The 12,928-nt window shown below is 71.0% G+C and carries 9 protein-coding genes; 6 read left to right on the forward strand and 3 right to left on the reverse strand.

All coding sequences use genetic code 11. The annotated features are described in order from the left end of the window. Positions 1-16: 16 nt before the first annotated feature. Complete coding sequence (gene kdgD / locus ACFY3N_RS11430; protein ID WP_390816394.1) at positions 17-943, reverse strand: 5-dehydro-4-deoxyglucarate dehydratase; 927 nt, start codon at positions 941-943, stop codon at positions 17-19. A gap of 639 nt (positions 944-1,582) precedes the next feature. Between kdgD and ACFY3N_RS11435 the strand changes: the two genes are divergently transcribed. The 3 genes from ACFY3N_RS11435 (at position 1,583) to ACFY3N_RS11445 (ending at position 5,821) form a co-directional block, all read left to right on the forward strand. Further along, positions 1,583-2,458 (forward strand): LysR substrate-binding domain-containing protein, encoded by an 876-nt coding sequence (locus ACFY3N_RS11435; RefSeq protein WP_390816395.1) that lies wholly within the window; start codon positions 1,583-1,585, stop codon positions 2,456-2,458. Between the two features lie 640 nt (positions 2,459-3,098). Continuing rightward, positions 3,099-4,436, forward strand: a complete 1,338-nt coding sequence (locus ACFY3N_RS11440; RefSeq protein ID WP_390816396.1) for a gluconate:H+ symporter — start codon at positions 3,099-3,101, stop codon at positions 4,434-4,436. A gap of 50 nt (positions 4,437-4,486) precedes the next feature. Further along, on the forward strand, positions 4,487-5,821 hold the full coding sequence (locus tag ACFY3N_RS11445) for an enolase C-terminal domain-like protein (protein WP_390816397.1): 1,335 nt from the start codon (positions 4,487-4,489) through the stop codon (positions 5,819-5,821). Positions 5,822-6,159: 338 nt separating this feature from the next. Here ACFY3N_RS11445 and ACFY3N_RS11450 read toward each other — a convergent pair whose 3' ends face one another. After that, positions 6,160-7,125 carry a glycoside hydrolase family 6 protein gene (locus ACFY3N_RS11450; protein ID WP_390816398.1) on the reverse strand — a complete coding sequence of 322 codons (966 nt, stop codon included), beginning with the start codon at positions 7,123-7,125 and terminating at the stop codon, positions 6,160-6,162. A 208-nt stretch (positions 7,126-7,333) separates the two neighbouring features. Between ACFY3N_RS11450 and ACFY3N_RS11455 the strand changes: the two genes are divergently transcribed. After that, a complete protein-coding gene (locus tag ACFY3N_RS11455) occupies positions 7,334-8,347 on the forward strand; it encodes a LacI family DNA-binding transcriptional regulator (RefSeq protein ID WP_390816399.1) in 1,014 nt (337 codons plus the stop codon). Between the two features lie 313 nt (positions 8,348-8,660). Here the strand turns inward: ACFY3N_RS11455 and ACFY3N_RS11460 are convergent, their stop codons facing one another. Next, a complete protein-coding gene (locus ACFY3N_RS11460; protein ID WP_390816400.1) occupies positions 8,661-10,271 on the reverse strand; it encodes a glycoside hydrolase 43 family protein in 1,611 nt (536 codons plus the stop codon). 340 nt (positions 10,272-10,611) lie between these two features. Here ACFY3N_RS11460 and ACFY3N_RS11465 point away from each other — a divergent pair, with 340 nt between their 5' ends. Both ACFY3N_RS11465 and ACFY3N_RS11470 read left to right on the forward strand, forming a co-directional pair. Continuing rightward, entirely contained in the window at positions 10,612-12,258 is a 1,647-nt protein-coding gene (locus ACFY3N_RS11465; protein ID WP_390816401.1) for a glycoside hydrolase family 27 protein, read from the forward strand. Then, a complete protein-coding gene (locus ACFY3N_RS11470; RefSeq protein WP_390816402.1) occupies positions 12,255-12,464 on the forward strand; it encodes a hypothetical protein in 210 nt (69 codons plus the stop codon). Before ACFY3N_RS11465 ends, ACFY3N_RS11470 begins: the two co-directional genes overlap by 4 nt. Positions 12,465-12,928 lie beyond the last annotated feature (464 nt).

Genomic DNA, 12,928 nt, shown 5'->3' on the forward strand with positions numbered 1-12,928 from the left:
GCGGCTGGGGCGGGGGTCAGATCGCCGCGGCGGGCAGCGCGGTGATCAGGGCCCTGAGCTCGTCGAGTTCCTGCGGGGCCAGGTCGGTGAGTGGGGGGCGGACCGGGCCCGCGCCGTGGCCGGTGGCGGTCATGCCGGCCTTCACGATGCTGACCGCGTAGCCGGCCCGGCGGTTGCGGATCTCGGTGTAGGGCAGGACGAAGTCCGCCAGCATCCGGGTGACGTCGGCGTGCCGGCGCTCGCGGACGGCGCCGTAGAAGTCGAGGGCGAACCCGGGCAGGAAGTTGAAGATGGCCGAGGAGTAGGTCGTCACGCCCAGCTGGAGATAGGGCAGGGCGAAGGTCTCGGCGGTGGGCAGGCCGCCGATGTAGGTGAGGCGCTCACCGAGGCGGGTGTGGATGCGGGTCATCGTGTCGATGTCGCCGACGCCGTCCTTGTAGCCGATCAGGTTGGGGCAGGTGTCGGCGAGGCGGGCGACGGTGTCGGCGGAGTAGACCGCGTTGGCGCGGCTGTAGACGACGACGCCGAGGGAGGTGGCGCGGCAGACGGCTTCGACGTGCCGGGCCAGGCCTTCCTGTCCGGCTTCGGTGAGGTAGGGCGGGAAGAGCAGGATGCCGTCGGCGCCGGCGCGTTCGGCGGCGGCGGCGAACTCGATCGCGGTGGCGGTGCCGTAGCCGGCCGGGGCCAGGATCGGGGTGCCGTCGGGGGCGCTGTCGGCAGCCGCGGTGACGACGCGTTCGACCTCGCCGGGGGTGAGGGAGAAGAACTCGCCCGTGCCGCCGGCGGCGAAGAGGCCGCCGACGTCGTACTTGGCCAGGCGGACGATGTTCTCGCGGTAGGCGTCCTCGTCGAAGGACAGATCGTCACGGAAGTGGGTGACGGGGAAGGACAGCAGTCCGGAGCCGATGCGCCGGCCGAGTTCCGTCGGGGTGAAGGACGTCATGAGAGGGCTCCTGGGAGTCGTGGTGGGGCGGGGGAGGGGCGGGACGCCGGCGATGCGGCGGGCGGGTGGGGCGGCAGGCGGTGACGGCGCGGGTGGCGCGGCTGTCCTGGTCGACGCCACCCGCGCCGGGATCCGGGGAGCGCCGGCCGGGGCGGGAACCGAGGGGGCGACGGGTCAGGGGCGGGTACCGGCCCCTTCCGCCGCGACCGTGTGTGTGCGGGGCCGGTCACCGGGGGCCCTCGCTTCGCCGGCCGGTGCGGTCCCGGCTGCGGTGCGTACGGCGTGCGGCGCCGTACGCGGCGTGGTCACCACGTCATGTCCCTACGTCCTGTCCCTGGGGTCGAGGCGGTCGGTGCGGGGCCCGCGACCGCGGCCGGGTCCGGCACGGCGACGTCCGTCGCAAGCGGACGCGCACGGGCGGCGCACCGGTTGTCGGGGCCGGACAGCCGACGTCCGCACGTGCGTGACGGAGGGCCGGCCCGGAAGGAGGCCTCCCGGCCGTCGCGACGGGCCCGTCACGGCACGTGCGCCGGGTGCCGGACGACTCTCCGGTCGCCGACTGTCCGCCGTTGACGCTACGGTCACGCGTGATTCACGTCCAACATAGATTTTGGATGCCGCAATACCTGGAGAGCATCAATGTTCACCCTTGCTCAGCTGACGAGCTTCGTGGCCGTGGCCGAGGAACTGCACTTCACCCGTGCCGCGGAACGGCTGAACATGACCCAGCCGCCGTTGAGCCGCCAGATCCAGCTACTGGAGAGCGAGCTGCGCGTGCAGCTGCTGGACCGGACGAACCGCACCGTGCGGCTCACCCCCGCCGGCCGGGCCTTCCTGATCGAGGCCCGCCGCATCCTGCGCCAGTCCGAGCAGGCCACCCTCGCCGTGCGCCGCGTCTCCACCGGCGAGGCGGGGGCGATCGCCGTCGGCTTCACGGCGGCCGGCGCCTACTCCGCTCTCGGAGGTCTCCTGGACACCGCGCGGGCGGCGCTGCCGGGAGTGGAGATCCTCCTCCAGGAGCTCGTCACCCGCCGTCAGCTGGAGGCCCTCAGCGAGGGCTCGCTCGACCTCGGGCTCGCCCGGCCCTCGGCCACCGGGGCCGATCTGGTCTCCCGGACGGCCGTGCGGGAGGGGCTGCTGGCCGCCCTGCCCGCAGGACACCGGCTGGCCGCCACGGACGAGCCCATGCGGGTCGAGGACTTCGCCGACGAGGACTTCCTCATGTACTCGCCCAGCGAGGCCCGTTACTTCCACGAGCTGCTGATCAGCGTCTTCAGGGCTGCGGACGTCTGGCCCGTCTTCACCCAGTACCTCACCCAGGTCCACAGCATCCTGGCCCTGGTCAGCGGCGGCTGGGGTCTCGCCCTCGTCCCCGAGGCCGCGGCCCGGATGCGCTACAGCGGGATCGTCTTCCGGCCCGTGGTCCTACCGGACCCCCAGCCCGTCGAACTGAACCTCGTGTGGCGCAAGAACAACGACAATCCGGCCCTGGACGCGCTCCTGCAGCACCTGTGACACGTGCCTGGCACGTCCCCGTCACGAAGTAGTCATACAGAGAAGGTATTGCAGCCAACAATATTCGACATAGACGTGCATCGGAACCGTCTCTACGGTCAACTCAGCCACCGGTTCGGTGGCTCGGATCGTACGCGGCAGTGCTTGTCGCGCCCCCCGTCCAGGAGATGCGACCATGCCTGCTTCCGTCCGGCAGAACGCGCCGGTGGCCGCCGTCCCGGAGCGCCGTCGGTGCGGTCCGCCCCGAGTGACCGGATCCCGCCCGAGGTCCTCGATGCCGTGACGGATCGCGCCGGCCAGGCGCCCCGCGGAGCGTGAGCGCACGGCCGACCAGGATCCCGTGTGCCACACCGGCCGCTTTGGTCCTCCGTCCGACAGCGGGGAGCCGGCTCCGCCGCTCACGGCTGCCGTCGTGGGCCGGGGCGGGGAGCGCGGGGACGGGGGAGACGGCCGGGCACCGGCACCGGTCACGAGCCGGTCCGGCGCGCCGCCCCGCCCGTGTCCCGCTCCTCCCCGACCGCCACGGCCCGACGTCACGGCCGCACCCCGTCCGGCCGTCCCGCTCGTCCCCCACCGGAGCGTGCCGCACGCCCGGGCCGGCCGGCCCGTCCCCCAACCCACAGTTCAAAGGGGAACTGACATGCCACTTCTCGTAGTCGGAATCAGCGTTCTGGTTCTGCTGCTCCTCATGACCAGACTGAAACTGAACGGTTTCGCGGCGCTCCTGCTGGTGGCGGTCGGCGTCGCCGTGGTCCAGGGGATTCCGCTGGTGGACATCCCGGACATCCTCGCGGACGGCATCGGCGGCCAGATCGGTGACACGATGCTCACCATCGGACTCGGTGCCATGGTCGGCAGCATCATGGGCGACTCCGGTGCCGCCCAGCGCATAGCCGGCAGACTCCTCGACGCCTTCGGTCCCCGCTGGGTCCAGGTCGCCATGGTGGTCACGTCCATGCTCATCGGCGTGACGATGTTCTACGAGGTCGCCTTCATCATCGTCGTGCCCATCGCGTTCACCCTGGTCAGGGTCACCGGGGCGAACCTGCTGTGGGTCGGGCTGCCCATGTCGATCTCCCTGTCCACCATGCACAGCTTCCTGCCGCCGCACCCCGGCCCCACCGCCGTCGCCGCGACGTTCGACGCCTCCGTCGGGCTGACCCTCTTCTACGGTCTCTTCATCGCGATTCCGGTCGGCGCGTTCATCGCACTGCTCTGGCCGCGCCTGCCGTTCATCAAGGCGATGAACCCCGCCATCCCCAAGGGCCTGGTCACCGAGCGCGAGTTCACCGACGAGGAGATGCCGGGCCTCGGCTGGTCGCTGTCGGTGGCCCTTTTCCCCGTCGTCCTGATCGCCGGCGCCGCGGTGACCGACATGGCCACCTCCGACGAGAGCCCGTTCCTGCACTCCGTCGCGTTCATCGGCTCGGCCCCCATCGCCCTCCTGCTGACCCTGCTCCTGGCCACCTGGGCCTTCGGGCCGAGGATCGGCCGCAGCCTGTCGGAGGTCGGCGACTCCTGCTCCTCGGCGGTCAAGGCCATGGCGATGATCCTGCTGGTGATCGGGGCCGGCGGCGCCTTCAAGAACGTCCTGGTCGAAGGAGGCATCTCCGACTACATCAAGGACGTCACCGACTCCTGGTCCGTCTCCGCCCTCGTCCTCGCCTGGCTGATCGCGGCCATCCTCCGGGTGGCCCTGGGCTCGGCGACGGTCGCGGTGGTCACGGCCTCCGGCGTGGTGCTGCCCCTGCTCGCCGGCAGCGGAGCCCACGCCGAGATGATGGTGCTCGCCGTCTCCTGTGGTTCCATCGCCTTCTCGCACGTCAACGACCCCGGCTTCTGGCTGTTCAAGGAGTACTTCAACCTCTCGGTCGTTCAGGCCATCAAGGTCCGCACCACGTACACGACGGTGCTGGCGGTCCTCGGCCTGGGCGGTGTCCTGGTGGCCGAGTGGACTCTTGACGTCCTCGGCCTGTGACCGTCCGTCCTGCCCCTCCTCCCCCGTCGTACAAGGAATGTGAAGAGAGCATGAGCACGAGCCAGCCGACCGTCACCGCGTTCTCCGTCTACCCCGTGGCGGGCCGTGACTGCATGGAGTTGAACCTCTCCGGCGCCCACGGTCCCTACTTCACGCGCAACGTCGTCGTCCTGACGGACTCCGAAGGGCGTACGGGCCTGGGCGAAGTGCCCGGCGGGGAGAAGATCACACAGACCCTGCGGGACGCCGAGCCGCTCGTGGTCGGTGCGAAGGTCGGCGACTACAAGCGCGTCCTGCGGGAGATCGCGGACCGCTTCGCCGACCGCGACTCCGGCGGACGCGGAGCGCAGACCTTCGACCTGCGCACCACCGTCCACGCGGTCACCGCCGTGGAGTCGGCCCTGCTGGACCTCCTGGGCCAGCACCTCGACGTACCGGTCGCGGCGCTCCTCGGGGACGGTCAGCAGCGCGACTCGGTACGGGTACTGGGCTACCTCTTCTACGTCGGCAACCCCGACCACACCGACCTCGAGTACGTCCGCGAACCCGACGCGGAGACCGACTGGTACCGGATCCGGCACGAGGAGGCACTGACTCCCGAGGCGATCGTCCGCCAGGCCGAGGCCACCTACGAGCTGTACGGTTTCCGCGACTTCAAACTGAAGGGCGGCGTCCTGGACGGTGCGGAGGAGGTCAAGGCCGTCCGTGCGCTGAAGGACCGCTTCCCCGAGGCCCGGATCACCCTCGACCCGAACGGCGCCTGGTCGCTGCGCGAGGCCGTCGAGCTCTGCCGGCCGCTGATCGGGACGCTCGCCTACGCCGAGGACCCCTGCGGAGCCGAGGGCGGCTACTCCGGGCGGGAGGTCCTCGCCGAGTTCCGCCGCGCGACCGGCCTGCCCACCGCGACCAACATGATCGCCACCGACTGGCGGCAGCTGACCCACGCCCTCGCCCTGCAGTCGGTCTCCATCCCGTTGGCCGACCCTCACTTCTGGACCATGCAGGGCTCCGTGCGCGTGGCACAGCTGTGCAACGCGATGGGGCTGACCTGGGGCTGCCACTCCAACAACCACTTCGACATCTCGCTCGCCATGGTCACCCACTGCGGAGCCGCGGCGCCCGGCGCGTACAACGCCCTGGACACGCACTGGATATGGCAGGAGGGCCTGGAGCGGCTCACCACCGCCCCGCCCCGCATCGTCGGCGGGGAGATCGCCGTCCCCGACGCACCCGGCCTCGGCGTCCGGCTCGACATGGACCGCCTCCTCGCCGCCCACGAGCTCTACCGGACGAAGGCCCTGGGGGCGCGGGACGACGCCATCGGCATGCAGTACCTGGTCCCCGGCTGGCAGTTCGACGCGAAGCGGCCCTGCCTCGTGCGATAGCCGCCGCCCACCGGGCCACCGGTGGGCGAGAACCCGGACGGCTTCGGGACGATCCCCGGGGACCTGTTGCCGGCATGGCCGCAAGTACACGCCGAGCAACAGGCGCCCAGACCGTTGAGGGTTTTGAGGGTGCCGGACCTGTCGTGGTGGGAGGAGCGGGAACCGCTGGTACCGCAGCCGCAGCCGCAGCCGCAGTTGTCGTGACGGATGGTCCCGACCGGACCCGGCCCCGGACCCTCAAGGGGGGATCACGTCGGCCTCTCTCCGGTGAGATGGCCGGGGAGTGCCCGCCGCCCGGCGGGCTGCCGGTCGCCTGTGCGGGCGGCGGGAGTCCTGGATCAGTAGCCGTAGATCATCTTGTAGGCGACCTCGGGGAGGAACTGGCCGGCCGTGGAGCCGGTTCCGACACCGCAGTTGCCGTCGGACTCGCCCGGGGTCTTGATCCACAGGAGCATCTCGGCGCCTCCGCCCGTCCGGGTGGGCGTGCCGATGCGGCGGCCGGAGGGGTTGCACCACTGGCCGTTGGAGCCGTTGCCGTTGCGGCTGGTGTCCACGACGAACGGCTTGGTGTAGCCGTAGCGGGCGGCCAGTTCGTTGTTGACGGCGTTGCCGTAGGCGGTGTTCTCGGCGGTGGTGATGTAGTTGGAGACGTTGAGCGAGAAGCCGTGGGCCTGTCGGAGGCCGGCTTCGTGGAGGCGCCGGGCCATGGTCGCCGCGTCGGCCCAGCGCGGGTTGCCGGCGTCCATGTAGACCCAGGTGTTGGGGGCCTGGCGGCTGAACTCGGCGAGGGCACCGGTGAGCATGGCCTCGCGTTCGTCGATCTGGGCCTGGGTCATGCAGCCGTAGTCCCCGAGGGAGTCCGGTTCGAGGATGACGACGGCCGGGCGGGCCGCGATGCCTCCGGCGAACTGAGCGATCCAGCCGGCGTAGGCGGACGGCGAGGCGGCTCCGCCGGCGGAGTGCCCGCCGCAGTAGTCACGGTGGTAGATGTTGTAGGCGACGAGGACGGGCAGCTTGTCCCGGGAGTCCGCCGCTCCGGCGTAGGCACCTGTCGCGGTGCCGATGGTGCCGCTCCAGGAGCCGAACCAGCGGGCCATCGGTGTGTTGGCGATGGACGCGTTGATCGCGGCGGCCCGGCCGTCGCCCGGGTTGGCGGCCGCCCACCGCCTCGCGCTCGAGTCGGGGTCCACGTAGAACCCGTTGGTCATGGTGGTGGGGTCGGCCGCGTGGGCGGGGGGTGCGGCGGCGAACGCCAGCGGCAGAGCACAGAGCGCTGCCATCAGGGTGCGGATTCTGCGGCTCAAGACAGTACCTCGGTTTCAGAGGAGGTGCGCTTTGGGAGCGCTCCCACTGGAAGCGGTCCCAATCGTGAGGGTGGGTGTTGGAGCTGTCAATGGTCGGCGCAGTATTCGACTTTCACAGGGGGACGCAGGTCTTGTAGGCCATTGCACTGGAAGCGGTCCCATCTCATGCGTCCCTGAGCGCTCCCCGCCTGTGAAAGACTCACGGGCCATGGCAGAAGCAGCGCCGCGTCGGCATCCGACGCTCGACGAGGTGGCCGAACGCGCCGGCGTTTCCCGCTCCGTGGCCTCCCGCGCCCTCAACAACGCCCCGCACGTCAGCCGCGCCAAGCGCGAGGCCGTCGAACGGGCCGTGCGGCAACTCGGTTACGTACCCAATCCGACCGCCCGCGCGCTGGCCACCCGTCAGACGGGAGCGGCCGCCCTGGTCGTCTCGGGAGAGGATCCGTCGATCTTCGCCGATCCGTTCTTCGCCCGGGTGATCGTGGGGGCGTCGGCCGCCCTGGACGAGGCCGACCTGCATCTGATGCTGTGCCTGGCCGCTTCCGACCGGGGCCGCAAGCGGGTCGAGGAGCTCCTGCGGTCCAGGGGCGCGGACGGTGTGATGCTGATGGCGCTGCGCGAGGACGATCCGCTGACCCGGATGGCCGACGAGGCGCAGATGCCCGTCGTGTTCGGCGGGCGCCCGGTCGGTTCGGCTCCCCGGTGGTACGTGGACGTGGACAACGTCGGCGGAGCGCGCGAGGCGACCGAGCACCTGGTCTCACTCGGCCGGAGGCGCGTGGCCGTGATCTGCGGGCGTCTGGACACCGGGGCCGGGCGCGCCCGGTACCGCGGCTACCGGGATGCCATGCTGGGCGCCGGTCTCGATCCGTTCCCGCCGCTGGAGGGGGACTTCACGGAGCGCAGCGGAGCCGCCGCCATGGCCGCGCTGCTGGCGGAACACCCCGACGTGGACGGAGTGTTCGCCGCCAACGACAACATGGCGGCGGGAGCGCTGCGCACCGTGCGGGAGGCCGGCCGACGGGTCCCCGCCGACGTCGCCGTGGTCGGCTTCGACGACCTGGCGGTCGCCCGGATCGCCGATCCGCCGCTCACCACCGTCCATCAGCCCATAGAGGCCCTCGGACGGGAGATGGCGCGCATGCTCGTCGCGCTCGTCAACGGGCAGGACCCCACCCCGCTGGTCCTCCCCACCCGCCTGGCCGTCCGGGCCAGCGCCTGACTCCTCACTGTCCGGGAGGGGCGGGCCCCGGCCCGAACGGGTCGCTCCCGGACGCGGCACGGGGCGTCCGGGGAGCCGGCCGGGGTGGTCGGGGTCCGGCAGCGGAAGCAGCGACTGCCGTCCGGTCCGATGGCTTGGGTACTGGTCGCGGCCCGCCCCTTCTTTTGCTGACGCCGGTCGCGGTGCCGGGTTCATCGGGACGGTCGCGGCCGGCACGCTCGGGACGGATGCCCGGCGAGGACCGAGCTGTCTCAGCGGGCTCATGGTTCTCCTGGTCGGGGCGGGGGCCGGGCGGTGCGGTCGATGGATCGGTTCAGGGTGTGGACACCTCGAACCGTGTGACGCGGACCGCGCCGCCGAGGGCCTGAGTGGCGTGGTTGAAGAGGGCGAACCGGTAGCCCATGAAGAACCGCCAGTCGTTGCCCATGGAGAAGGCGGGTCCGAGACGGGTGAACGTGATGCCGTCGGTGCTGTAGGAGAAGGTCCCGGGGCGCGGTGCGCCAGGGCGGATGTCCGCGTTCGCGCGCAGCCAGACGCGGCCGCCGGAGACGGGCGCGCTCGCGATCTCGGTGCCGGTGCCGGTGGTGTTCCAGTTGCCGTCCATGGTCAGCCCGGTGACCATCACCACCCGTGTCGCACCGCCGTCGCGCTTGAGGCCGATCCAGGCGGAGGAGTCACGCAGCAGCGCGAGCCCGGCCCGGTCGCCGTCCCGCATCGCGGAGTGGTCGAGCTGGACCGTGGCGGTGGAGGTGGGGCCCTGGATGCGGTGCGTGAGGGTGTTGCGGGCCCAGTAGAGGTCGTGGGTGACGGTCGCGGTCCGCAGCGTCAGGCCGTTGCCGACCGACCACTTGGTGTTGTCGGGGTTGTGGTTCCACTCCCATCCCGGTTTCAGGGTCGTACCGTCGAAGGTGTCGACGCCGGTCATCGGGGTGACCTGGCGGGGCGGAGTGGGCACGGCCGGACTGGGATACGTGGTGCCCCACGCGCCGTTGACGAGCTGTACGACGGGCCAGCCGTCCGCGGTCCAGGTGACCGGTGCCAGGGCGGGCATGCGGCCGCCGGGGTAGGCGTCGACGAAGGCCATGTAGTACCAGGCGCCGCTCTGCGTCCGCACCAGCCCGCCCTGGTGGGGGACGCCGCCGCCGGGGATCGGTCCGCGCAGGTCGAGGAGGACCTGCCGCATCGTGTACGGGCCGAAGGGGCCGCTCGAGGACTTGAGGACGTACTGGCCGTTCGCGGGGCGGGTCAGGAAGATGTAGTACTGCCCGTTGATCCTGTAGAACCGGGCGCCCTCCAAGGTGCCGACACTGGACGGTGTCCTGAACACCTCCTGCGTACGGACCTGGGTGCGGCCGTCGGGCGAGAGCTGGGCCACGCTGATGGTGGTGTTGCCGTACGCCACGTAGAGGGTGTCGTCGGTGTCGACGAGCAGGCCGGCGTCGTAGTAGGGGGTGCTGATCGTCGTCAGCCTGTTCCACGGTCCCTCCACCGCGGTGGCGGTGTAGAGGTACGTCCGGGCGAAGTCGATCTGGCCGAGCCAGTAGAAGGTCCTGTTGCTGGGCCGGTAGGCCAGTGACGACGCCCAGATTCCTCTGACGTAGCCGCGGGCGCCGTTCAGGTCGTACTTGGCGCCGAAGTCGAGGACGGGTACCGAATGGCCGGCGATCTCCCAGTTCACCAGGTCGTACGACCGCAGAACGGGCGCGCCCGGCGAGTAGTGCATCGTCGAGGCCGAGGCGTAGTAGGTGTCGCCGACGCGAATGATGTCGATGTCCGCGAAGTCCTGCCAGATCACCGGGTTCGCGTACTGCGCCGCGGCCGCGAGGGCGGGCCCGGGCGGGAGGAGGGCGCCGGCGGCCAGGCCGGTGGCGGCCGCGAGCGTGCGGCGACGAGTGAGGGGTTGATGCGACCATGACAGATCCATGGAGGTGTTCACCTCGAGTTCATCGGTCGGAGTGGCTCTGTCGCATTCGAAATGTCGAACGTGGTGCGACTTGTCGAGCATTCTGGATGATAGGAGGTTGGCGTACCCCGTCAACCCTTCTCGCATAAGTCGTGCGCCGCTTCGAAACGTTCGAAGCGCCTGGTGTGGAGTCGATGCGCCTCGGCCCTGCTCCCTTGCTGATCGCGCGACAAATCCTGTCCCCCGCCGAGGTGTTGACATGACCGGTCGCCTCTCTAGTATCCGTGGGGCATCCGAGGTTTCCGAACGTCAACCGAAATTTCGAACCCTCTCCTCCCTTTTCCCTGCCGAAGGAGTCCCGGTGCCCAGACGATTACGCGGACGACTGTTCCGCCTCCTCACGGCCGCCGCGCTGACGGTGACCGCCTCCGTGACGGCCTCGGCGCAGTCCACCGCCACGGCCGCGCCGGGCAGTCCGGCGCTCACCCCACCGCTGGGCTGGAACAGCTGGAACAGCTTCGGGTGCGGGATCACCGAGGCCCAGGTCCGCCAGGCCGCCGACGCCATGGTGTCCTCGGGCATGCGGGACGCCGGCTACCGGTACGTGGTGGTCGACGACTGCTGGTTCGACCCGCAGCGTGACGCGCAGGGCAACCTGCGGGCCAACCCGACGAAGTTCCCGAGCGGGATGAAGGCCCTCGGGGACTACATCCACGGCAAGGGCCTGAAGTTCGGCATCTACCAGGTGCCGGGCGAGCGCACCTGCGCGCAGACCGTGGGCACCTACCCGGGCTCCACGGGCAGCAGGGGCCACGAGGTCCAGGACGCCGCCACGTTCGCCACGTGGGGGGTCGACTACCTCAAGTACGACTGGTGTTCCTCGAGCGGCACCCGTGACGAGCAGGTCGCGCGGTTCACGCTGATGCGTGATGCCCTGCGCGCCACCGGCCGGCCGATCGTCTACAGCATCAACCCCAACAGCTTCCACGCCATCACGGGGTCCACGTACAACTGGGGCGAGGTCGCCGACCTGTGGCGGACGACCGAGGACCTGCTCGACATCTGGCAGAACGGCAACACCAACAGCTACCCGATGGGCGTCGGCAACGTCCTGGACGTCAACGCGCCGCTGGCCGCACAGTCCGGCCCGGGGCACTGGAACGACCCCGACATGCTGGTCGTCGGCCGCCCCGGCCTGTCGCTGACCGAGTCCCGCTCCCACTTCGCCCTGTGGGCGCTGATGAGCGCCCCGCTGATGGCCGGCAACGACATCCGCACGATGTCCGCCGACGTCAGCGCGATCCTGCGCAACCCGCGCCTGCTGGCGGTGAACCAGGACTCCCAGGGCGCGGGCGGACGCAGGGTGCGCGATGACGGCACCATCGAGGTGTTCGCCAAGCCCCTGGCGGACGGTTCGGTCGCGGTGGGGCTGTTCAACCGGGGCGGGAGCGCGGCGACGGTCACCGCGACGGCCGCCCAGATCGGCCTGGGCGGAGGACCGTTCACCCTCACCGACCTGTGGACCGGCGGCACGTCGAGCACGTCCGGGCAGATCTCGGCGAGCGTCCCCGCGCACGGCGTCGCCGCGTACCGGGTGAGCGGCGGCAGCCCGCTGGCCGCCACCACCTCACGCCTGCGGGGCGACGCCTCCGACCGCTGCCTGGACGTGGACAACGCCTCGACGGCCGCCGGCGCCGCGACTCTGCTGTGGGACTGCCACACGGCCGCCAACCAACTGTGGACCACATGGGCGGGCGGCGAGATCCGCGTCTACGGCGACAAGTGCCTGGACGCCTACAACCAGGGCACCACCAACGGCACCCGTGTCATCACCTGGCCCTGCAACGGCCAGGACAACCAGAAGTGGACCGTCGGCTCCGACGGCTCGATCCGCAACGTCCGCTCCCGACTGTGCCTCGACGCCAACGGTGCCGGCACCGCCAACGGGACCCCGCTGGTGCTGTGGACCTGCAACGGCCAGGCCAACCAGAAGTGGAACCGCGCGTGAGCGACACGGCACTGGGCCGTGGCCAGGGCGACGACACCCCGGCCACGGCCTTCCCGCACGGCTGCCGCGTCCGCCGGCACGGCCGCCCCGGCTCCGGCTGCGGTGGGACCCCGGGCGTCGGTGCATCGGCTTCCAGGCCGGCCACCCGCACCGGCGACACCCTCCCGCCGAGCACCTGCACCCTGCACGGCACCGCCCGCGGCTGAGCGCCGTGTCCGCTCGGGAGATCTCCGGGCGGGCACGGTCCCGGCTCAGGACGTCGTGCCCGTCACCGTGGTTCCCGACGCGGTGAGGCAGCGCGTCGCCGAGCAGTCCGCGACCGTCGGCGCAGCGCTCCAACCGCACCCTTGACGCAAGGAGTCGGAAGGGCGGTCGCAGCAGTCGGGGGATGGGGAAGGCGACCGTGCCGGCCGGCCGATCGGGAAGACCTTCGGCGGACGAACACCGTGAGCCTGGCGCCGGGCCCGGGCCGGTGACCGTTGCGTACATCGCCGAGTCCGCGGGCGTCTCCGTTCCGGCCGTGTCGAAGGTGCTCAAGGGCACACCAACGTGAAGACGACGAAGAGGTGGTACGTGAAGCCGGACGTGGCGGACCTGCTTCCAGCGGCGGACCGCCGGCGCGGCGTATGGGAAGGCTGATGAGGGGCGGGATCACTGCGGCCCGGGTGCG

The organism is Streptomyces sp. NPDC000348, assembly GCF_042898795.1.
Taxonomy (GTDB): domain Bacteria; phylum Actinomycetota; class Actinomycetes; order Streptomycetales; family Streptomycetaceae; genus Streptomyces.

What these genes read in the sequence shown, in the direction of transcription:
- kdgD (WP_390816394.1), bottom strand. Translation starts at nt 943, where the DNA reads ATGACGTCCTTCACCCCGACGGAACTCGGCCGGCGCATCGGCTCCGGA.
- ACFY3N_RS11435 (WP_390816395.1), top strand. Translation starts at nt 1,583, where the DNA reads ATGTTCACCCTTGCTCAGCTGACGAGCTTCGTGGCCGTGGCCGAGGAA.
- ACFY3N_RS11440 (WP_390816396.1), top strand. Translation starts at nt 3,099, where the DNA reads ATGCCACTTCTCGTAGTCGGAATCAGCGTTCTGGTTCTGCTGCTCCTC.
- ACFY3N_RS11445 (WP_390816397.1), top strand. Translation starts at nt 4,487, where the DNA reads ATGAGCACGAGCCAGCCGACCGTCACCGCGTTCTCCGTCTACCCCGTG.
- ACFY3N_RS11455 (WP_390816399.1), top strand. Translation starts at nt 7,334, where the DNA reads ATGGCAGAAGCAGCGCCGCGTCGGCATCCGACGCTCGACGAGGTGGCC.
- ACFY3N_RS11460 (WP_390816400.1), bottom strand. Translation starts at nt 10,271, where the DNA reads ATGGATCTGTCATGGTCGCATCAACCCCTCACTCGTCGCCGCACGCTC.